The organism is Cruoricaptor ignavus (assembly GCF_900141665.1).
Classification (GTDB): domain Bacteria; phylum Bacteroidota; class Bacteroidia; order Flavobacteriales; family Weeksellaceae; genus Cruoricaptor; species Cruoricaptor ignavus.
This window is the reverse complement of the sequence record NZ_FQYI01000001.1, coordinates 64,083-87,345: the sequence shown is the minus strand read 5'-3', so window position 1 is coordinate 87,345 and position 23,263 is coordinate 64,083. Positions and strand designations below refer to the sequence as shown.

General features: G+C 44.1%; 11 protein-coding genes. 9 read left to right on the top strand and 2 right to left on the bottom strand.

Going from position 1 to position 23,263, the window contains the following annotated elements; genetic code table 11:
* Nucleotides 1-143: 143 nt before the first annotated feature.
* Nucleotides 144-917: a hypothetical protein gene (locus BUB43_RS00370; protein ID WP_073177253.1), complete on the bottom strand. Its 774-nt coding sequence runs from the start codon at nt 915-917 to the stop codon at nt 144-146.
* 24 nt (nt 918-941) lie between these two features.
* A complete protein-coding gene (locus BUB43_RS00365) occupies nt 942-1,703 on the bottom strand; it encodes a hypothetical protein (RefSeq protein WP_073177251.1) in 762 nt (253 codons plus the stop codon).
* Between the two features lie 502 nt (nt 1,704-2,205).
* On the opposite strand from BUB43_RS00365, the gene BUB43_RS00360 reads away from it, so the two are divergent.
* From BUB43_RS00360 to BUB43_RS00315, 9 genes are all read left to right on the top strand, one after another.
* Nucleotides 2,206-5,148, top strand: a complete 2,943-nt coding sequence (locus BUB43_RS00360) for a hypothetical protein (RefSeq protein WP_073177250.1) — start codon at nt 2,206-2,208, stop codon at nt 5,146-5,148.
* A 6-nt stretch (nt 5,149-5,154) separates the two neighbouring features.
* Complete coding sequence (locus BUB43_RS00355; RefSeq protein WP_073177248.1) at nt 5,155-5,751, top strand: hypothetical protein; 597 nt, start codon at nt 5,155-5,157, stop codon at nt 5,749-5,751.
* Between the two features lie 452 nt (nt 5,752-6,203).
* Nucleotides 6,204-9,668: a hypothetical protein gene (locus BUB43_RS00345; protein WP_073177244.1), complete on the top strand. Its 3,465-nt coding sequence runs from the start codon at nt 6,204-6,206 to the stop codon at nt 9,666-9,668.
* A 24-nt stretch (nt 9,669-9,692) separates the two neighbouring features.
* The gene (locus tag BUB43_RS00340; protein WP_073177242.1) at nt 9,693-10,625 is read left to right on the top strand and encodes a hypothetical protein; all 933 of its coding nucleotides are present in this window, start codon (nt 9,693-9,695) and stop codon (nt 10,623-10,625) included.
* Between the two features lie 415 nt (nt 10,626-11,040).
* Nucleotides 11,041-11,367 carry a hypothetical protein gene (locus BUB43_RS11025; protein WP_159430209.1) on the top strand — a complete coding sequence of 109 codons (327 nt, stop codon included), beginning with the start codon at nt 11,041-11,043 and terminating at the stop codon, nt 11,365-11,367.
* 400 nt (nt 11,368-11,767) lie between these two features.
* Complete coding sequence (gene rpoB / locus BUB43_RS00330; RefSeq protein ID WP_073177240.1) at nt 11,768-15,589, top strand: DNA-directed RNA polymerase subunit beta; 3,822 nt, start codon at nt 11,768-11,770, stop codon at nt 15,587-15,589.
* Nucleotides 15,590-15,688: 99 nt separating this feature from the next.
* A complete protein-coding gene (rpoC, locus tag BUB43_RS00325) occupies nt 15,689-19,954 on the top strand; it encodes a DNA-directed RNA polymerase subunit beta' (protein WP_073177238.1) in 4,266 nt (1,421 codons plus the stop codon).
* A 90-nt stretch (nt 19,955-20,044) separates the two neighbouring features.
* On the top strand, nt 20,045-20,350 hold the full coding sequence (locus tag BUB43_RS00320; RefSeq protein WP_073177236.1) for a DUF3467 domain-containing protein: 306 nt from the start codon (nt 20,045-20,047) through the stop codon (nt 20,348-20,350).
* Between the two features lie 144 nt (nt 20,351-20,494).
* The gene (locus BUB43_RS00315; protein ID WP_073177234.1) at nt 20,495-23,248 is read left to right on the top strand and encodes a TonB-dependent receptor domain-containing protein; all 2,754 of its coding nucleotides are present in this window, start codon (nt 20,495-20,497) and stop codon (nt 23,246-23,248) included.
* Nucleotides 23,249-23,263: the final 15 nt, after the last annotated feature.

The following is a 23,263-nucleotide window of genomic DNA, read 5'->3' as shown; positions in this document are numbered from 1 at the left end:
ATGCGTATTGTACCTCCAATATCCAGGGTTTCCTGTGGCTGTGTGTTTTCTGGAAGGGCTATGCTAACTTTCCCTGTAGATTGGGATAGAGCAACTGTAGCAGTGAGAAGTGCCGAAAAAAATATTGTTTTTCTCATCTTTTTTTAATAATTTCTCTTGATCTCCGTGAAGATATTATAGTCATTCAGTTTTCCTCCTACCTTGCTGCCGTCCTTGGTGGAAGCCATAAAGCGGTAGTTCCTAAGAGTATTTTCCCTGGCACCGTTGACTACCCTGGAGCCCCAGAGCTGTATGGAGCCGTCTGCCAGCCAGGTATTCTCTGTACCTATTGAGCCACTCCTGAAGCGTATCCATTCTGTACCAGGATCTTTTACGCTGAATTGATTTTCTGCGTTAGGCCAAACAAAGGAGCCTACGCCTGCTGAGTTGGCTACCCTGTAGTTTACATTCAGCAAAAAAGGGGTGTCAGTTTTTCCGCATTTTTCTTTATTTACTTTTACTGCGAGCATTGCTGTAAATTCATCCGGCAGCTTTACTTCCCAACAGATGCTGATGCAGCCGTCCGCAGAGCTTATTGCCTGGTAGCCAGTTTCTTGCCCGATGCTAAGCCCTGTGTTGGATTTATAAATGTCTATATAAGGTCGAAGTACGCCGTCTATGGTGCCGATGTTTCCGGATGGATCCGCTATTACTGTTTTGGTAGGGATAAAGGTGGTACCCTGGGTTTCTGCTCCATTGTAGGTTTTGCCATCCCAGCCAAGAGGAAGGCTGCGTATCTGCGCAGTTCCGTTGATATCCAGCGTTTCTGTTGGCTGATTTGTATTGATTCCTACCTTATTTTTCGGGTTGCTTTGCGCGAAGCCGCTACAGGAGAGGAGAAGGGCTGCGACGGCTGTATATTTATTTATTTTTTTCATCGTATTTGTATTTTTTAGTAAAATTTATCTCAACCGGGTGAGGTGAACGAAAGTAGCCACTGGCAGGCTGGAGTCGTACCGTGTAGCTGTAGCAAAAAACCTGTAAGATTGCGCGATTTCTGGCAAGTGGATTACGCCTGAACGCCATACAGGGTTATATAACACGGATTGCTTACCACCTGCAGCGTTTATCCAATCTGTGCCAAGGTCGTATCTGGCGTAGGGGTTATTGGCGCTGATTGAATTTGAATTGTTCAATGAGTACATTATTATTGTAAATAATTTGCCGCTGGCAGGCATCTGCAGCGTTCCGTCTGAGCTTTGGCATTTCTGTGCGGTATTATCGGGGTTAAGGCGAATGAAAAGCTGTGCCTGTTTCGTTACGGAAGTATTGCCCGTGAGATTTAGGCTCAGCTGTATGCAGGAAAGCTCTCCGCCTACAATGGAATGATATCCGTTTTCCTCTATAGTTATATTTGGATCCAGCTTGGCATAGGCGGGGAATATCTTAGCCGGGTCATAGAATCTCTCTGCAGTGCCCAGCACGCCGTTAGTATCTGCGATTACGGTTTTGGTAGGGATGAAGTCCGTCTGTTTTGTATCGTTTCCGTTGTATATTTTCCCGCCGTTGCGGTTGGGCAGTTCGCGTACGCGCATGGTGCCGTTCACATCGAAGATTTCCTTGGGCTCTTCTGTGTTTATGCCCACCTTGCCCGTATATTGCTGGCCGAAAGCAGCCGAAAAAAGTACCAGATGGAAAATAGAGGCAATAATCTTAAAACGCATAATACAGAATTTTTCTGCTAAAATAATAAAATATTCAGAGAAATGCAATATATATATTAACAAATTGTTAAATCTGATATAAATATGTTGCAATTTTTGTTAGCGTTTTTTATCAGCATCGGGATTTCCCGGTGCTGATTTGTCTTGTAGTCAATTCAAAATGTTTTCCTCCCACCGTCCTTCCAATTTTCTTTCGGTCTTCTTTCGGTCGGATGCCCTTTTTCGAAGGCAAACAGGGAGATAAAACAAAAGGAAAGTAAATCAAAACTGAGAACTTTTGGAAGAAAATTATTATTAAAGTTATCTTCTTCATAAACATCGCCTACTATTATTGAGGACCCTTGTATCGATGAGTATGGAAACATCCGTATTTCGGTACTTTTCAACGCAAGGAATTGCCCCCAATAAGCCGTATTGAAGAAGTGTTAACAATTCGTTAATATTCCATATTATTTTTGTTATAAAATATTTCTATTTTTGCAGAAATTTTTTTAATAATATTATGAAGAAAATTTTATCATTCCTCTTACTGCTCAGTTTTTCATTGTTCATCGCGCAAGATAAACTGAATATTGTAATTACGAGTCTTAATCACGAAACTTGCCCGAGCAACGGATCTGTTGAGTGGAAAGTTACTAATGGAAGGCCGAATGGTTCCTACTCCTATACCATTATAGATCTTAAGACTAATAAAGAATTGAATATATCCAGCGGCCCAAGTTATAGCTCTCTACCAGCTGGCAATTATCAGATTATAGCAGTTGAAACTATATCTGGCGAGACTGTAGAGGAAAAAAGAAGGGGTACCTTGGATTTTGTTATTAAAAATCAACTTGAGAAAATTAAAATTTCTGCCGACGGAGATGATGCCTCTTGCGAAGCGCTAAATGTAAATGTTCTCGCGGGTAAAGGCCCATATACTTATAATATTTATAAGATTGATAGTAAGGATAGTACGAAGAAAACATTAATTAAGACTGACAAAAGCGCCTCAAGAAAAATGAGCTATGCTGATCTCTCAAATGGATTTTATGATGTGGAAGTGATAGATGCTTGCGGAGAGAATGCATTCGTGTATAAAATAGGAATAACGAAACCTATCTGGGATATTATGCCTGAGGGCGAAGAAAGCAAATATGATTATTTATATGGTTTTACTGTAGAGACTTGTGGTTTCTGGAATTTTAAAGTGGGCCTGAAAAATAATTTGGATCAACAGTCGCCAAATCAAAAGGTGCAGTTGAAGAGAATTGCAATTACATATACCGATGCTGCGGGGAATCGCCAGGTTGTGGAAGAATTGAAACCAGCCTATAAGTCTTCGAAATCCTTGGGAGAAACAACGGTAGATCGCTATGGTAATGATTTGGTGATTCCAAATACGGCAAAAGATATAAAGTTGATAGTAGAAGATTTGTGCGGCAAGGTGCAAACTCTTCCCCTTAATCCTGAAGTCCTTCCTATTAAAATATTTTCGTCTACTAGTTGTAAATCCACGAATAGTTTCACATTTAAAAGTAATACTAAATTTAAAATTCTTAAAGCTATTGCGCCAGACGGGAGCACTTTAATTCCTCAGTATAATGCAGACTATGACACTTTAAAGTTTGCTCATACCTTTTCAAATACTGAAAATTTTGGAACAGGTATATATAAATTCGAGGTTGAAGATCAGTGCGGAAACAAAAAAAATTTCATGTATGAAATAAAAGATAGTGATCCGTTTGTTTATTATCATCAAACCGCAACCTGCGAGGCGGATAAAACCTATGTTATATTTAATACCAGCGATGCTGATTTCGAAAAAATTACAATAAAATCTGCTTCTGCGCAAGGAGCTGGGGAAACATATTATATAACACAGTTTGTTAAAGGTACAAACGGGAGGTCGAAAGGAGCGATTATCTTGCCAATTGGTAAGTATACTTATACTTTTACAACCAAAAACTGCCCCTCTGAGAGCCAAGAAAAGCAGCTCGATGTAATACAAACTTTGCCCGTCACAGTTGCTCCCGTGTCCAGCTGTGAAGCGCAGCCAAAAATCCAAGTTACATGGGAAAACTTGGGTACATTCGAATTAAATAGAAGAATTTCTCTATGGAAAAAACAGCCAAATGGCACATACAGTTTTTATAAAGAAGCCCCTAGAGATAGAATTCTAAAAGATGATCCTAAACTAACGCAAAGTTATACTTGGGAACCAAGAAACCTTCCTACCGGAATTTATCAAGTTAGGCAGACTGGTAATGTGTACAATACTCTAAAAGACGATGGGTTGTTTTATAGTAGTAACTGTAGTGAGCCATCTGTTATTTATGAATTTGAATATAATAACCCTACGGACGCCCTTGAAATTAAGACCCAATCTTTCGAATGTTCTAATAAATCATATAATTTATTTGTATCAGCTAAAAAAGGTAGTCAAAAACTAACTTACGCACTTTCTAAAAATGGTGTTGTAATTCATCCTTACCAAAATGAGCCTGTATTTACGAAATTAGAGAAAGGGGTTTATATAGTTCATGTTAAAGATGAATGTGGAAAAGTCAACACGCAAGCTGTGGAAGTAACTGTTCTGTATAAACCGGGTATCTCTGTGGACGGAGATTGTGATGGTAATGTACCAAAAATACGGCTCCGCGTAAACGATTTGGATGTTCTAAGGTTTGAATGGAGGAAAATAAAAGATGCGAATGGTAACCTTCTTAGTGGTGGTGTACTAAGTACAAAATCCTTCTTGGATTTGGAAAATTTCACTGCTGATAAGGCAGGTGTTTATCAGGTCCACATCACGTCTCCTGAAGGCAAAGAATACTGCGTGGATACATATGACCAAATAACGCTTCGCGAGGATAGTTTTACTAATCCGTCTGCTGGCCAAGATAGTGAACATGCCTTCTATTATGATGGTACACAGAGTCATAACCTGTTTGATTACCTTGGCGGCCAGCCGGATACCTTTGGGAAGTGGGAGGTGATGAGCGATTCGAAGTTTACCACCATAGATGGAAACCGCTGGAATATTGCCGAAAACAGTCCTGGCACATATAAATTTAAATATACAGTAAATGCTTTGTGTGGCAGTACTACTATAAGTAGGGTTTCTCAAGTTATTATCCACCTTCTTCCAGAGGCTTGCTATAGATTGCCTGCTACTGATGGTCAAACATTAAGCACCAATGCGGGTATTACCGCACTGGGTAGAGCTGGTGCTGAGAATGATAACTGGCCAATGGTAAGAAAAGGAGCTTGGCTGGTAATGGAGGCAAATACCAAGGGTTTTGTAATCAATAGGGTTGATAATCCTGCGACTAAAATTCCTAAAAATAAATCTGTCAAAGGTATGATGGTATATGATACCACTGAAAAATGCCTAAAGATATATGATGGTAACCAGTGGAAGTGCTTTAATAAACAGGCGTGCCCTGATCATAAATCAAAATAAGAGAATATGAAAAAGATAATTCTAACTTTAATACTTACTGCTTCAGCTCATTTCTCCGCACAGGTTGCATTTGGTAAAGATGAAGTCTCCAGTTCTTCTGTGTCTTTAGAATTTGGAAATGGTAACCGTGGTGTGATTATACCATATGTGCAAAACTTCAGCCAGGTTGTTAGTGTAGGCAATGTTGTCCCGGGAACTATCATTATGGATGCAGCTACCGGAATTGTGAGCTACTGCAAGCAGAATAACTGTCAAAATGCGACTGATTGGTCACCATTGACATTTAACGTTACAAACGTAAGATTACCTAATGGTTTTATAGATGATACAACTGGCAAGGTGCCCGCCGATATAGCGAATGTTCAACATAATAAGGAAGAACATAAAGAAGCAAAGGTTATTATTGGCGAAAATCAAAAAGATAATGCAGAAGGCATCCTTGTTCTTTCCGATGCTAATAAAGCTATGGTTCTACCTTCAATGGAAAGCCCACACCTGAAGATTATAAATCCAGCACCGGGTATGATGGCATATGATTTAAAAACGAATCAGCTGGCAATTTTCAACGGTACAGTTTGGAGTTTCTGGAAAGCAACAAATTAATTACATTTAACCCATTGTTTATTTTTCCACCGCAGGTTTTGTCTGTGGTGGTTTTTATTTTAATCTGTTCATAAGCAGCAGAGCCACATAATCTTACCATTCTTAACTGTTTTCCTCCCACCGTCCTCCCAATTTTCTTTCGGTCTTCTTTCGGTCGGATGCCCTTTTTCGAAGGCAAACAGGGAGACGACCCGAAGAAAACAAAAGGAAAGTAAATCAAAACTGAGAACTTTTGGAAGAAAATTGTTATTAAAGTTATCTTCTTCATAAACACCGCCTACTATTGAGCCTTGTATCGATGAGTATGGAAACATCCGCATTTCGGTGCTTTTCAGCGCAAGGAATTGCGCCCAATAAGCCGTATTGAAGAAGTGTTAACAATTCGTTAATATTCCATATTTTTTTTGTTATAAAATTTTTCTTTTTTTTACAGAAATTTTTCTAATAATATTATGAAGAAGTTGTACAGTTTTTTACTCTGTATTCTTGCGTCTATGTTCAGCGCGCAGTTTAAAGTAATTGCAGAGAAAGTTTCGGATGAATTTTGCGAAAACCGTGGGGGCATTAAATGGTCCGTATTTAATCAACCGGATGGTACAAAGCTTTCCTTTACTGTAAGGCGTAATGGCTCCCATTCTGATGTGGTATCTCTAAGTGCGTTTTCTTACAGGCAGCTTTCTAGTGGTTCATACTATGTTCAGGCCACAGCTACCAAGCCTGGTACCACGGAAACTTACACTGCGACCAGTAATTCTGTCACCATTAATAGTTATGCGGAGTCTTTAAATTTCAGTATTGAATCTGTAAAGAATGGTAATTGTGCCATACTTAGAGTAAAAGATCTAACCGGGCCCCAGCCTTACCGTATTGTAGTAACTAGCCCAGACGGCGCTACTATAGTAAAAGAATACAAAGAAATAAAGGAGCAAAATTTTGATATTACTGGGCTAAGCAACGGCTACTATAATGTGCGCGTTTATGATGATTGCGGTAGTGTGAAGCCTGCACCTGCATCGGTTCATATCGATCAACCACCCTTAAAATTAGATATATTAAAAGGATCAGTTGTTGCCTGCTCCAATGTAATTTCTGGTAGAATTTCTAATGGTAATTTACCTTACACTGTTAAAATCTACGATGGTAGTACTGTGGTGGAGACCATATCTGTTACTACAGGGGATACTTTTACTTCGAAGGAGCTTACTAAAGAATCTTATAAAGTAGAGGTCTCTGATGCCTGCGGAAAAAAGATAGATCAACAAGTTGATTTAATGCCTCGGTTTTTATATTTAGTGGAAAATGACCAGAAGAAATTTAAAACTTCAATAGCAGGCGATTGTAAGACCGGCTCTGTAAGTGGTGAGTTTAAAAATGGTGTCGCGCCTTATACTATTACTTTGAAGAGTGAAGCAGGTAATAAGACTATAACATCTGATACCAAAAGTTTTACCATTTCCAATCTTCCAGTGGGAGATTATACCTTCAACGCCGTTGATAACTGTGGTGCAGACATAAAGGCTGAATTCAGCCTCAGCAATGCATGGAACTTGGGTGTTCCTTTTTTTACTGGAGAGAATATCTGTAAGCCCGATGAATATATTCCTAATATTATAGGTTCTAAGCCTGTTACCCTTACTGTATCAGGTTATTACAAGGATGAAAATGGCCAAGATAAAAGCCTTGGTCCCCAGAAATTCACTCTTGGGTCTGATGGCACTTATTATCCAAGCCTTAAAATACCATATGATAAACTTGTAACTATTAAGGTAGAGGGTTGCGGGCGAGAGGAAACGCAGGTTGTGAGCGCAGGGAAGCCTGCTTGGCCTACGTTGTCCTCTCTTAGTACAGGAACTGCCTGTAATGATAAATTTTCATTTGGTTGGAAATATACTAATCCCTCAGATAATAATGCGCCTATCAATAGTGGTGTACCCTTCATAGTAGAGTTTTTAGAAGCCCCGAAGGGTTTTAATCCGAAAGATTATAACAGTAATCACGGAACGTTCCAAATAAAGCATAATTACATGCCAAAGCCTGATGGTAAAGCGCTGCCACCCGGTACCTACAAGGCAAAGATTATTAATTTTTGCGGAGACGAGTTTATAGACGACTATTCTACTACTATAGTTATTAAAGATCAAAATAGTAATATTAAGACGAGTGTTATACAAACATTGAATTGTAATGATAGTGGATATTTAATGACGCTCTCAAACGGGGACAATACTAAATTCCATAATCTAAGAATAACGGAAGGGCCTGCAGGCTTCGATGCTAACTATGAAGTTCCACAAAATATGCTTCATGACGGTGGAAGTATTGCGGCAATCCCCCTAAGTATTCCGGGAACATACAAGTATGAGTTCAATCCAGTGATGTTTGATGGAATCTGCAATAAAATCATTAAGGGCCAATTTACAGTGCAAGACATCAATAAACGAGATATTAAACTTGATACCAAGGTGCTGTGCAATGGGGAAACTGAAGTGAAAATACGTGTGAATTATAATTTTTTAAATGAGATTAACACGTCTATATATCACCCAATTAATAAAAGTTGGCTGAGAATTGAATTAGAAAAGTTTGCATATTATCGTTGGGAGGAATTAAGCACGATAGACCATGGCTCGATCACAGGTAATGATTTTGAGACTACCTCCTTACTTTCTGAAGCTGGTGTTTACAGATATAAAATGACTCCTCACCAGCCTGGTAAGCAGGGTGAGTTGTGTGAAGATTCATTTTATAGCGAGATGTTCTTTGTTGGAGGTCCTGGATTTGATTATCCTTTCAATTTCGAATCTTTTGCGTTTGCTTGTGGTGGTGGCAAGTTTGATCTGTTAATTGCTGCAAACAAGGGTAATAGAGACCTTACATTCAAACTATATAATGAGAAGCCAACAGCCTCCTCCACACCATTGGCTATTACAAATAGCGCAGCCCCTATATTTACAAAAGTGGATGGTGGTGTGTACTACATTAAGGTAGAGGATGGCTGTGGGTCAGAGATTGAACGCGTGGTAGATGTTCGTGCTCTTGGTGAGCCGGGTATTACCTTGGAGACTGATTGCTCTGTAACACCTCCTAGAATTACACTTGCAGTTCATAACCTGGATCACCTCAGGTTTGAATGGCAAAAGATGATAAAAAATAACCAGGGAGAATACGAAGTTAGCGGCCCCGTTCTTTCTACATCACCTAAGCTTGTACTTGGTGAATTGAATGCATCAAACGAAGGTATGTATCAGGTGCATATTACAACGCCTGCCGGCAAGAATTATTGCGTGAATGTGAAAGACCACATCTATGTAAGACCGGAAATGCTTGATGATCCAAGAGCAGGAATCGGAGGAATTTACTATATCGATTTCGACGGTTCAGAGAAAATTAATACTGATTTATTCTCATATCTTTCAGGTACTTATGATAATCATGGCGTTTGGGAAGTTGAAGAAGCACCCGGAACAAACGATATTACGAATCCAGAATTCTTAAGTGGAAAAACTTTTATAATGTCCAGAGCTCTACCTGGTAGGTATGTTTTTAAATATAAAGTTCAATCTGGATGTAGTGGTTTATTCGAGGAAGCAACAGTGGTAATTCATTTAAGGAAAATGTGCTACCGTTTACCTAATAGTTCTGGCGACAATGATGGGCCTGCTAGATTTGGTATCACTACACTCAGCCGTGCACATTCTGGAAATAATAACTGGCCAGGAATTAGAAATAACGGTTGGTTGGTATTGGAATCTAATAATAAAGGCTTTGTAATTAATAGGCTTTCCGAAAAAGAAATTGAAGATAATATCAAGATTCCAGTGGAAGGTATGTTAGTATATGATACCACAAATAAATGTTTGAAAATTTTTGACGGTACTTCTTGGAAATGTTTTAATGCACCGGCATGTCCCTTTTAAAATCTGATTTTTAAATAATAAAATATGAAAAAAATAATTTTAGCTATAGGATTATTACTCTCTTTGGATGCTTTTGGGCAGGTCGCAATCGGTAAAGATGCTATTAGCAATGAATATGTATCTATTGAATTTGGATTGGGGAATAAAGGTATCGTTTTACCTTACGTTACTAATATTGAAGAAATGTCTAAAAATGGTAGGGTGGTGCAGCCTGGTACCATAGCTATGGATGCGACCAGTGGTTTGGTATCTTATTGCAAGGATTCACCATGTAATAATGTAAATAACTGGTTTAAACTCTCTGTTAATAAACAGAACCTTTACCTGGATGGCCAGAGCATCGCTAATACTAAAGGTATCGTTCCTAATTTTGAGACTTTTCAGCAACCTCTTAAAGATATTGGGGGAAATTCTTTTATTGGTGATGAGGAGGAAAGCGCACCTGGTGTATTAGTTCTTTCTGATAAGAATAAAGCAATGGTGTTACCTAAAATGCAGAGCCCGCACACAAGCATAAAGAGACCTGCGCCAGGAATGATGGCCTATGATACCAAAAAAAAGCAGCTCGCTATATTTAATGGGACAGTGTGGAGTTTTTGGTCTACTTGTAGTACAGAAATAGTAAAAGTAAGCCCGATAGGTTATGAGCAAGCCATTTGTGAAAATTCGCCTGTAGTAGAGTTAAAAGTGAAATTACAGGATCGAGATGATCCTACAAAGGTGATTAACGATGAAGAGGTAGAATATATAAAATGGTATTATAGTTTTAGTAACAATTATAATAAAATTGAACAAGAAGAGTGGTTCAAGGTAGGAGAGGGAAAAAGCTTCATACCACCTGCCGATGCTGTTAATAGCTCATGGAATGAGATATATTACTATACGCTTGCAAAAATTAAGGGTTGCGAGGAGTCTCGTTCAGAATTATTTAAACTTAAATATCTTTGTCCAAATTAAAACCTTATTTCATTGTAATTCCATAATTTATTTTCCGCCGCAGGCTTTGTCTGTGGTGGTTTTTGTTAAATCTGTTAACTTAGATAAAAAATATAAATGAAGCGTTTCGCTAATATCATTCTACTTTTTCTGACATTCACGGTAAATGCGCAAAAATCTTCCCAACCGCACATCACCGATAAGCAGGCAGTAAAGAAGATTGAAAAATTGATAAGTTCCTGCGCACCGCGTCATCCAGCGAACCCAGGAAATATCAGCTGAAACCGGAGCTGATGCAGATGATCCGGGATTATATCAAAAACGCCGATCCGGATGATGCCCGCTTGAAAAGCTTGCAGCAGAAGCCGCTATGAGCCGCCGGCCGTAAACACAGGTGTTCTTCCGCGATGTAGATGAAATATTCCGGGAGAAGAAGATGCAGAAGATCCGCGCAGAAGTAGCGGCAGCGGAAAAGGAACGCCGTACGAAAAGTGCGGAAGCGCTTGCAGCTGCAGAAAGGAAGTTGCTGCAGCCTTCGCTGTTTTCAACGCCAGCTGAAGAAGCTGAGTTTCTTATCCTCGCAAAGGATGGCGTTCTCGTCCTGGAATCCAAGACTAAGGCTATGGTTTTGCCTACGGTAGATGATGTGAATAGTATACCAAGCCCTTCACCGGGGATGATGGTTTTCGTGAATAAGGCCGGTGCCAAAAGGCTGGCGGTTTTCAACGGCACCGTCTGGAGCTTCTGGAAACCTGTTAATTAATTTGAATTCTTATAAGCCGCCCTCTAAGGGCGGTTTTTTTTTGTTTCCCTTTTGTTGCAATCTTTTTTGTCAAAATAAAATAAATGCTTATCTTTGCATTTCACTTTGGGGCAATCAAGATTTTAAACTGAATATTTTACGGAATTACTCTTTCAAATATCTGGAAGAGTTTTCCGCGTTTTCGTGGTTAAAAGTTGTCCGGAAGCGTCTGCACTACGCCGTGAAAAGATATAACGGGGTTGCATTTTTGAGTTGAGGAGCGTGCGGAGCAGGCTCGGGATTTTCAAAAAAAGCAGGAAGTGCAGCAGTTGTATTTTCTTCTTTCTGATTTTCTCAGGCTTTCTTACCTCCGGGGGCTCTCGCTGATTTTAATTTTTAGAAAAACATTGAACCTTTAAAGATGAGTAAAACACTGAAGAACACTCAGCCAGACGAAAGAATTAATTTCTCTTCGGTAAAGGGGAAGGTGATCACGCCGGATTTCCTGGACATCCAGATCGAGTCCTTCAAGGAATTCTTCCAGCTTGATACGCTCCCTGAAGACCGCAAAAAGGAGGGGCTTTACAAAACTTTCCTTGAGAATTTCCCTATCTCCGACTCCAGAAACCAATTCGTGCTGGAGTTTATGGACTACGAGCTGGGAACGCCAAAGTACAGCATAGATGAATGTATAGAGCGCGGGCTTACCTATGCCGTGCCGCTGAAGGCAGTGCTGAAGCTGTACTGCACCGATCCGGAGCACGAGGACTTTGAAACTATGATTCAGGATGTGTACCTGGGCCCTGTGCCTTATATGACGCCTTCTGGATCATTCATTATCAACGGTGCCGAGCGCGTGATCGTTACGCAGCTGCACCGCTCGCCGGGCGTATTCTTCGGGCAGACTTACCACGCCAACGGCTCCAAGCTTTATTTCTCCAGAATTATCCCGTTCAAGGGTTCCTGGATGGAGTTTACTACGGATATCAACAATGTGATGTATGCCTACATCGACCGGAAGAAGAAGCTTCCGCTTACTACGCTGCTGCGCGCGATAGGCTATGAATCCGACAAGGATATCCTCCAGCTTTTCGATCTTGCAGAGGAAGTAAAAGCCACCAAGGCAAGCCTGAAAAAATACGAAGGCAGAACGCTCGCGGCACGCGTGCTGAATACCTGGTTCGAAGATTTTGTGGATGAAGATACCGGCGAGGTAGTTTCCGTGGAGAGAAATGAAATCATCCTGGACCGGGAGACCGTTCTTGAAAAAGAGCACATCGATATGATCCTGGAATCCGGCGTGAAGTCCGTGCTGATTCACAAGGAAAACTCCGGAGAGTTTACCATCATCCAGAATACCCTGCAGAAAGACCCTACCAACTCTGAGAAAGAAGCGGTGGAGTACATCTACCGTCAGCTGCGCAACGCGGAACCGCCTGATGAAGAAACCGCAAGGGGCATCATAGAAAAACTTTTCTTCTCCGAGCAAAGATACTCCCTGGGAGAGGTAGGCAGGTACAGGCTGAATAAGAAGCTTGGGCTGAAGATCTCCGAGGATACTGAGGTATTAACGAAAGAAGACATTATCGCCATCGTTCGCCACCTTATCGAGCTGGTGAACTCCAAGGCGGAGATCGACGATATTGACCATCTCTCCAACCGTAGGATTAAAACCGTAGGCGAGCAGCTTGCCGGTCAGTTTGGCGTGGGGCTGTCCAGAATCGCAAGAACCATCCGCGAACGAATGAATGTACGCGATAACGAGGTATTTACCCCAAGAGATCTTGTAAATGCCAAGACGCTCACCTCGGTTATCAACTCGTTCTTCGGTACCAACCAGCTGTCCCAGTTTATGGACCAGACCAACCCGCTTTCCGAAATTACCCACAAGAGGAGGCTTTCGGCACTCGGACCGGGCGGGCTTTCAAGAGAGCGCGCAGGTTTCGAGGTGCGGGATGTGCACCACACACACTACGGCAGAATTTGCCCGATCGAGACGCCGGAAGGGCCGAATATCGGTTTGATCTCCTCGCTCGGTCTTTATGCCAAAATCAACAATTTGGGCTTCATAGAGACCCCATACAGAAAAGTGGAAAACGGCAGAGTAGATCTGGAATCTCCGGCGGTATATCTCAACGCCGAGGATGAAGAAGGCAAGGTAATCGCACAGGCGAATGTGGAAATGTCTGACAGCGGCGACTTCGAGTCGGACAGGATCATCGCCCGTGTGGATGGAGACTACCCCGTGGTAGAGCCACAGCAGGTAGATCTTGTGGATGTGGCACCGAACCAGATTTCCGGTATCTCCGCCTCTCTTATCCCTTTCCTTGAGCACGACGATGCGAACCGCGCGCTGATGGGCTCCAACATGATGCGCCAGGCAGTGCCGCTCCTCCGCCCGGAAGCCCCAATCGTAGGAACCGGGCTGGAAAGGCAGGTGGCAAAGGACAGCCGCGTGCTCATCAACGCTGAAGGAAACGGCGTGGTAGAGTATGTGGATGCTGAGAAAATCGTGATAAAATACGAGCGTACGGAAGACGAGGAGCTGGTTTCCTTTGAGCCCGCAACAAAAACATACAACCTTACAAAATTCAGAAAAACCAACCAGAGTACCACCATCACCCTACGGCCAAATGTGAAAGTAGGAGAGCGTGTGGAAAAAGGACAGGTGCTCTGCGATGGCTACGCTACGGAAAACGGCGAGCTCGCCATCGGGCGGAACCTCGTGGTGGCATTTATGCCGTGGAAGGGGTATAACTTTGAGGACGCGATAGTAATCAACGAAAGAGTGGTACGCGAAGACTGGTTTACTTCCATCCATATCGACGAATATTCGCTAGATGTGCGCGATACCAAGCTCGGTATGGAGGAGCTGACTTCCGATATCCCAAATGTGTCCGAGGAGGCTACCAAAGATCTAGACGAAAACGGTATGATCCGCATCGGGGCAGAGGTAAAACCGGGCGATATTATGATTGGAAAGATCACTCCAAAAGGAGAATCTGACCCTACGCCGGAGGAGAAACTCTTGCGAGCCATCTTCGGCGACAAAGCCGGAGATGTAAAGGACGCATCCCTGAAGGCAGACTCTTCACTTAGCGGGGTAGTGGTAGATAAAAAACTCTTCTCCAGAAACATAAAGGATAAGAAAAAACGCAGCGAGGAGAAACTAAAACTCGAGGAAATCGATAATGATTACCAAGTAAAATTTGACGAGCTTCGCGGTATCCTTGTGGAAAAACTTAATGTCCTGGTAAACGGCAAAGTTTCCCAAGGGGTAACCAATGACCTGAATGAAGAGGTAATTTCCAAAGGAACAAAGTTCACGCTGAAACTCCTGCAGTCCATAGACGATTATGTGAACATCAGCGGAGCAGAGTGGACTGTGGACGAGGACAGGAATGAGCTGATCAATCAGCTGCTGCATAATTATAAGATTAAAGTAAACAGCATCCGCAGCGTGATGAACCGTGAGAAGGATGCCGTGACGATAGGTGATGAGCTTGCCCCGGGAATTATGAAGACGGCAAAAGTGTACATCGCCAAAAAGCGCAAGCTGAAAGTAGGTGATAAAATGGCGGGCCGCCACGGAAACAAGGGCATCGTTTCGCGGATTGTGCGCGAAGAAGATATGCCGTTCCTCGAAGACGGAACGCCTGTGGACATAGTGCTGAATCCACTGGGGGTGCCATCCCGTATGAACATCGGGCAGATTTATGAAACCGTTCTCGGCTGGGCAGGGCAGAAGCTTGGGCTGAAATTTGCCACACCTATTTTCGATGGTGCATCGCTGGAAGAAATCACGAAGTACACCGATGAAGCCGGCCTTCCGAAATTCGGTAACACCTATCTGTACGATGGCGGTACCGGTGAAAGATTCACGCAGCCTGCCACTGTGGGCGTAATCTATATGCTGAAACTTGGGCATATGGTGGATGATAAGATGCACGCCCGCTCTATCGGTCCGTACTCTCTCATCACGCAGCAACCTTTGGGCGGTAAGGCTCAGTTCGGTGGTCAGCGTTTCGGTGAGATGGAAGTCTGGGCGTTGGAAGCCTTCGGTGCATCCAACATTCTTCGTGAAATCCTTACCGTGAAATCCGACGATGTGACGGGAAGAACGAAAACATACGAGGCGATTGCCAAAGGTGAAGCAATGCCGGAGCCCGGTATCCCGGAATCCTTCAATGTATTGCTGCACGAACTGCAGGGCCTTGGATTGGATGTGAGATTAGAGGAATAAATTTAAAAAAGACTCAAGATGCAAGACACAAGAATCAAGATAAGCCTAGTGGGAAATCTTGGTTCTTGGTTCTAAGTTCTTTAATCTAAAAAAATAATAATGTCAAACAAAAATAAATCAAGCAGGTTTAATAAAATCACGATTGGACTGGCTTCGCCGGAATCCATCCTGCAGGAATCAAGAGGCGAGGTGCTGAAGCCGGAAACCATCAACTATCGTACACACAAACCGGAAAGAGACGGACTTTTCTGCGAGAAAATATTCGGCCCGGTGAAGGATTACGAATGTGCCTGCGGAAAGTACAAGAGAATACGCTACAAAGGCATCGTGTGCGATAGATGCGGTGTGGAGGTAACCGAGAAGAAAGTGCGCCGCGAAAGAATAGGCCACATCAATCTGGTAGTGCCGGTGGCACACATCTGGTATTTCCGCTCATTGCCGAACAAAATAGGCTACCTTCTCGGAATGCCGAGCAAGAAGCTGGATATGATCATCTACTACGAAAGATATGTGGTGATACAGCAGGGTGCGGCAAAGAAAGCAGACGGCTCTGACTTTGAGGAAATGGAATTCCTTACCGAGGAAGAATATCTGGACATCCTGGATACGCTACCTGCCGAAAATCAGTATCTTGAAGATTCTGATCCGAATAAGTTCATCGCAAAAATGGGTGCAGAAGCCGTGGAAGATTTGCTGAAAAGAATCGACCTGGATGCACTTTCTTACGACCTGAGACATAAGGCGCACAACGAAGGCTCTAAGCAGAGAAGAACGGAAGCACTGAAAAGGCTGAATGTGGTGGAAGCGCTGCGAAGCGCCAATACAAGGATGATAAACCGGCCGGAATGGATGATAATGCGAGTGCTACCCGTGATTCCGCCGGAACTTCGCCCGCTTGTTCCGCTGGATGGCGGCCGCTTTGCAACATCGGATCTGAACGACCTTTACCGCAGGGTAATCATCAGAAACAACCGCCTGAAAAGGCTATTGGAAATCAAAGCGCCGGAAGTAATTTTGCGTAATGAAAAACGGATGCTGCAGGAAGCTGTGGATTCACTTTTCGACAATACGAGAAAATCTTCCGCAGTAAAATCCGAGAGCAACCGGCCGCTGAAATCCCTTTCCGATTCACTGAAAGGGAAGCAGGGTAGGTTCCGCCAAAACCTTTTGGGTAAAAGGGTGGATTACTCGGCGCGTTCAGTAATCGTCGTAGGTCCAGATTTGCAGCTTCACGAATGCGGTCTGCCGAAAGATATGGCGGCAGAACTTTATAAGCCGTTCATTATCAGGAAACTAATTGAAAGAGGTATCGTAAAAACGGTAAAATCTGCGAAGAGAATTATCGACAGGAAAGAGCCTGTTGTTTACGATATTCTGGAAAATGTGATGAAGGGCCACCCTGTTCTCCTGAACCGTGCGCCTACGCTTCACAGGCTGGGTATCCAGGCTTTCCAACCGAAAATGATCGAGGGTAAGGCTATCCAGCTGCACCCATTGGTAACCACGGCCTTCAATGCTGACTTTGATGGGGACCAAATGGCGGTGCACTTGCCGCTTGGCCCAGAGGCTATCCTGGAAGCGCAGCTGCTGATGCTGGGCTCTCAGAACATCCTGAATCCTGCAAACGGCTCGCCGATTACGGTGCCTTCTCAGGATATGGTGCTTGGGCTTTATTTTATGACCAAGGAAGCGCACTCTACCGAGGAACGAAAGGTTCTGGGTGAAGGCCTTACTTTCTACTCACCGGAAGAAGCGGAAATCGCTTACAACGAAGGCAAGGTTTCGCTGAACGCTAAAGTACGGTGCAGGCTGCCAATTAAGGAAAATGGTGAAATCACCACGAAACTTACGGAAACTACGGTGGGTAGAATTCTGTTCAACCAAATCGTTCCAGAACAAGTAGGCTTCGTGAATGAGCTTTTAACGAAAAAATCTCTGCGGAATGTAATCGGCCGTATCTTGGCTGATACCGATTTCCCAACCACGGTGAAATTCCTGGACGATATGAAGGATATGGGCTACAGCAATGCCTTTAAGGGTGGGCTTTCCTTCTCGCTTGGCGACATTGTGGTGCCGGAAGAAAAGCAGCAGATGATTGCTCAGGCTGTGGAGAATGTGGATGAAATCCGTGCGAATTATAATATGGGTCTCATCACCGATACGGAGCGCTACAACCAGGTAATTGATGTGTGGACGAATACGAACGCCGGCCTTACGGAGATGATTATGAACAGGATGAAGACCGACCAGGGTGGCTTCAATTCCGTATATATGATGCTGGATTCCGGTGCCCGTGGTTCCAAGGAGCAGATTCGCCAGCTTTCCGGTATGAGGGGTCTGATGGCGAAGCCACAGAAAGCCGGGTCCACAGGTTCGGAAATTATTGAAAACCCGATTGTTGCGAACTTTAAGGAAGGCCTTTCCATCCTGGAATACTTCATTTCCACGCACGGTGCCCGTAAAGGTCTTGCCGATACGGCTCTGAAAACTGCCGATGCAGGATATCTGACCAGAAGGCTGGTGGATGTGGCTCAGGATGTGATTATTACGGAGGACGATTGCCACACACTTCGCGGAACGGAAATTACGCCGCTGAAGAAGAACGACGAAATCGTGGAAAGAATTTCCGAGAGAATTCTGGGTAGAATTTCCCTGCACGATATTTATCATCCTGAAACGGACGAGAAAATCGTGGGAGCGGATGAACTGATTGACGAGAATTTAGCAAAAACAATAGAAAACCTTGGCCTAGAAAGCGTGGAAGTGCGTTCTCCGCTGACTTGCGAAGCGAGAAAAGGTATCTGCGCAAAATGCTACGGTAGAAACTTGGCAACCGGCAAGCCAATCCACATGGGTGAGGCTGTGGGCGTTATCGCGGCGCAATCCATCGGTGAACCTGGTACCCAGCTTACGCTGAGAACCTTCCACCAAGGTGGTACGGCAGGGAACGTCTCTGTAAATCCTTCCATCGTGGCAAGGAGGGATGGTATCGTGGAAATGGATGAAATCCGCACGGTAACTTCCGAAGATGAAAATGGAAACACGGCAGAAGTTGTAGTTTCGCGCTCTACGGAATTCCGCCTTGTCTCGGATAACGAGCAAAGAACGCCACTGATGGTGGCCAACATTCCTTACGGTTCCGTAATTTCCGTGAAACCTGGTGCTAAGGTGAGCAAAGGCGATTTGATTGCAAAATGGGATCCTTACAACGCCGTAATCATCGCGGAAGCTTCCGGTAAGGTGGAGTATGAAGATATTATCCAGGGTACTTCCTTCCAGCTGGAAATAGATGAGCAGACTGGTTTTGAAGAGAAGGTAATCATAGAATCGAGAAGCCGCAAAGCCGTGCCAACGCTTCGCGTGGTGGATGCTAAAGGTGAAGAGCAGAAATCTTACAACCTGCCTGTTGGAGCGCACCTCATGGTGAACGACGGCGAGAAAATCAAGGCTGGTAAGATTTTGATTAAAATCCCGAGAAAATCTGCGAAGGCAGGCGATATTACCGGTGGTCTTCCAAGGGTTACAGAGCTTTTCGAAGCAAGAAATCCATCCAACCCTGCCGTTGTAACGGAGATTGACGGGGTGGTATCTTACGGAAAAATCAAGCGTGGAAACCGCGAACTTATCGTGGAAGCGAAAACAGGCGAGAGAAAAACCTACCTGGTGAAACTTTCGAACCAAATCCTGGTACAGGAAAACGACTTCGTTCGTGCTGGTACGCCGCTTTCAGACGGTTCCGTAACGCCGGATGATATCCTGAGAATCAAAGGGCCTACCGCAGTTCAGGAATATCTGGTGAACGAAATTCAGGAAGTATACAGATTGCAGGGTGTGAAGATTGATGACAAGCACTTTGAAATCATCGTGCGCCAGATGATGACGAAGGTTGAAATCGTGGACGGTGGCGATACGCAGTTCCTGGAAGGCTCGCTGGAACATAAATACGACTTCATCGAGGAAAACAATAGGATTTTCGGAATGAAGGTGGTAGTGGATGCAGGAGATTCCAAGGAGCTTCAGCCTGGGCAGATGATTTCCGCAAGGGAACTTCGCGATGAAAATTCCAAGCTGAAGAGGGAAGACCTGAAACTCGTGGAAGCAAGGGAAGCGCTTCCTGCAACGGCAACGCCGGTGCTACAGGGTATCACGAGGGCAGCGCTTCAGACGAAATCCTTTATGTCCGCAGCATCCTTCCAGGAAACAACCAAGGTGCTGAACGAAGCCGCAGTTTCCGGAAAAGTGGACGAGCTGAACGGCCTGAAGGAAAATGTAATCGTAGGGCACAGAATCCCTGCTGGTACAGGCTTGAAGGAGTATCAGAATGTAATCGTAGGCTCTAAGAAGGAATTTGCAGATTACGAATAATTTTTCTGTTTGACGCTCAAAATAAGGCACCGTTGAAAAACTTTCCTTAACTTTGAGCGTCAAACTTTTTTAAACCTAAACAGAATAACAATGGACCAAAACCAAAACAACGACAACAACATTAACATCCAACTGAACGAGATGGTGGCTGCCGGTGCATATTGCAACCTTGCGCTTGTAAACCACTCGCCGTCTGAATTCGTGTTGGATTTCATCCAGCTTATGCCGGGCGTTCAGCAGGCACAGGTACGCTCAAGGGTAATCTTGGCGCCGCTTCACGCTAAGAGAGTTTTGAATGCGCTACAGCAGAACATCCAAAACTACGAGCAGCAATTCGGCGAGATTAAGGAAGTTGAACCTTTTGTAATCGGGCAGAACAACAATGTTCAGGCATAAGTAAAATACTGGAATTATTTTTTATATCCGTCTCATATTATGAGGCGGTTTTTTTATGATAATTGGCAGCATTAAAAAAAAAATAACATTTTCTTAATATGCTGAAGAATTTTTAAATATAATTTAACGGCTTAAATAGGATTTATGAAAAAATATATTATATCCCTTCCGCTGATGCTCATCGCGCCGGCATTTCTCTATGCCCAAGAAATCAGAGGAACGGTGCAGAGCAGCGAGAGGGGCGAGGCGGTGGCTGGGGCAAATATTGTGCTTCAGCCTGGGAATATCCGTACGCAAACCGGGCTGGATGGCTCTTTCAGCTTTCTCAATCTGGAGGATGGAAGCTATAGCATCACCATTTCTCACCCAAGATTTCAGGGGGTGAATGAGGATATTATAGTTAGCAGTGATCAGGCTGTGACAGTGAGCTACAGCCTTCCCGATAAGGATGCGCGTGAAATCAGCGGAGTGACGATCCTTGGAATCCGCCGCCACGATACGGAGGGTATGGCAAGGAGGATAGAGCAGCGCGCACCGGAAGTGGTGAATGTGGTGTCAGGAAATGCCATACAGATTTCTCCGGATCTCAGCGTAGCCAATGTTATTCAGCGTGTGTCCGGCGTTTCCGTGGAGCGCAGCAGCAACGGCGAAGGCCAGTATGCAATCCTCCGCGGTATGGACAAGCGCTACAATTATACCTTAGTAAATGGCGTAAAAATCCCTTCGCCTGAAAACCGCCACAGATATGTGCCGCTGGATATTTTTCCTTCTGAACTTTTGGACAGGCTGGAAGTTTACAAATCGCTTTTGCCTTATATGGAAGGCGATGCGATAGGAGGGGGTGTAAACATGGTGATGAAAAGCGCACCTGCTGCCAGGGATCTTTCGGCAAATATGGCGGTGGGATATTCTCAGGCGCTGTTTGAGCGGAAGTTCCATTCGTTTGATACTTCCGATATTAAATTTAAATCTCCCTACGAGCGGTTCGGAAGATCTTATAATGCCACAGTGGCAGATTTCCCGAAAAGCAGGTATCAAATAGAAAGACTAAATGCCATGCCGAATTTTACGGGTGGCCTTACCCTGGGCAGAAGGTTTGCCGATAATAAGCTGGGCGTGCTCGCCGCGGTGAGCTATCAGAACAGCAACCGGATGACGGATAGTAAATTCTACTCCACATCCAATGTGGATACAATGAAGTACGGAGTCATTACCTCAGAATCCGACAGGAAATACTTTGAAAATCAGCAGCGTATGGGTGCTTACGGTATTCTTGATTTCAGAATCAACGCGAACCATCAGCTGAAATTGTTCAACTCTTTTATGCTGCTACGCAACACGCAGCTGAGGGAGAGACTTACTGCCAATGCCTCCAATGCGAATTATGAGCCTTTGGCAGGAAACGCAGATCTCAGCTACTCCTACCGCTCCCGATTCACTCAGCAGCGCATCTGGAACACTACTTTGCGTGGCGAACATAGCATCATCCCGGGCAGGTTCTCCCTTGACTGGTCGGGCGTAGTATCCTCAGCGGATAACCAGGTGCCTGATCAGACGAATTTCGGGACGCTCGGAATAAGGAGAAATTTTGTAGATACGCAGACCTCGCCGAACAATGCCTTTAGAACCTGGCTGAGGAATACGGATAACGACTATGCCGGGTATCTTAACTTAAAAGTAACGGTGGCTGACGGCTTTAACATCCTCGCCGGAGGGATGTACCGGGATAAGGAACGCAGCCATTTCTACAACAACTACTCACTCTATCCTGTGAGCAGGAACCATATTCTCGGAACGGATTTTATGGATGTAGCTGATATTCAGTATAATGTGGAAAATCCGAAAGGAGCGGTGGCCAACTCCCTGACCTACGATGCTGCGGAGAAGATCGCTGCAGGATACGGAATGCTGGAAGCTAAACTTGAAAAAATAGAACTGAGCGGCGGTATCCGTTTCGAGCATACGGACCAGTCTTACACGCTGCTCTTCCCGATGGGCGAAGACCGGCCGGAGCTTAGCCAAAAATATACCGATGCGCTGCCTTCGGCAAGTGTGAAGTATAAAATAACGCCTACGCAAAACCTGCGGGCTACTTATTTTAAATCCATCAACAGGCCAGGCTTCTTCGAGATTGTGCCTTCAAAACTGGTTTATGAGGAGTATTCTGAAAGAGGGAACCCGGATCTGAAGCGAGCCAAGGCAGATAATGTGGATCTTCGCTATGAGTTTTTCCCGAAAGCCTCCGATCAGTATATGGTGGGCGTTTTCTACAAAAATATCAAAGACCCTATCGAGTACACCTTGCAGCCGGATAAAACCCGCGGGCAGGACATTTTCTATTCTCCGGGCAACTTCGGCAGCGCGGAAAATTATGGGGTAGAGGTGGATGTGATAAAGTTCTTCAGCAGTTTTGGTTTTAAGGCCAACTACACATACACGCACTCTGAAATCACCACTCCGAAATCCGTCCGCGTGCGCGATGCCGCAGGCAACCTGGAGACTATTACCCAAGATCAGAAGCGGCCTCTGTATGGGCAGAGTGAGCACATCGCGAATCTTTCCCTGCTTTACAAAAATCCTCAGTCCGGCTGGGATGCGCAGATTGCCGGCTCATACACCGGGCCGAGAATTTCCACAGTTTCCCAGTTTTTGGATAATGACATTTGGCAGAAGGGTTTCATCCGAATGGATGCATCACTTGAGAAAAGACTTGGCGATAGGCTGAGCATCTACGCAAAGGCGAACAACCTGCTGGATACGCCTATGAAACTCTTCATAAAAGGGGTGAATGAGCAGAATGCCGATATTGCCGGGCAGGATATTTCCAGCGGCGAAACACTGATCCGGAAAGATTTCTATAAACAAACTTATCTCCTTGGCCTCCGAGTGAAATTTTAACTAAAACTTTTATAA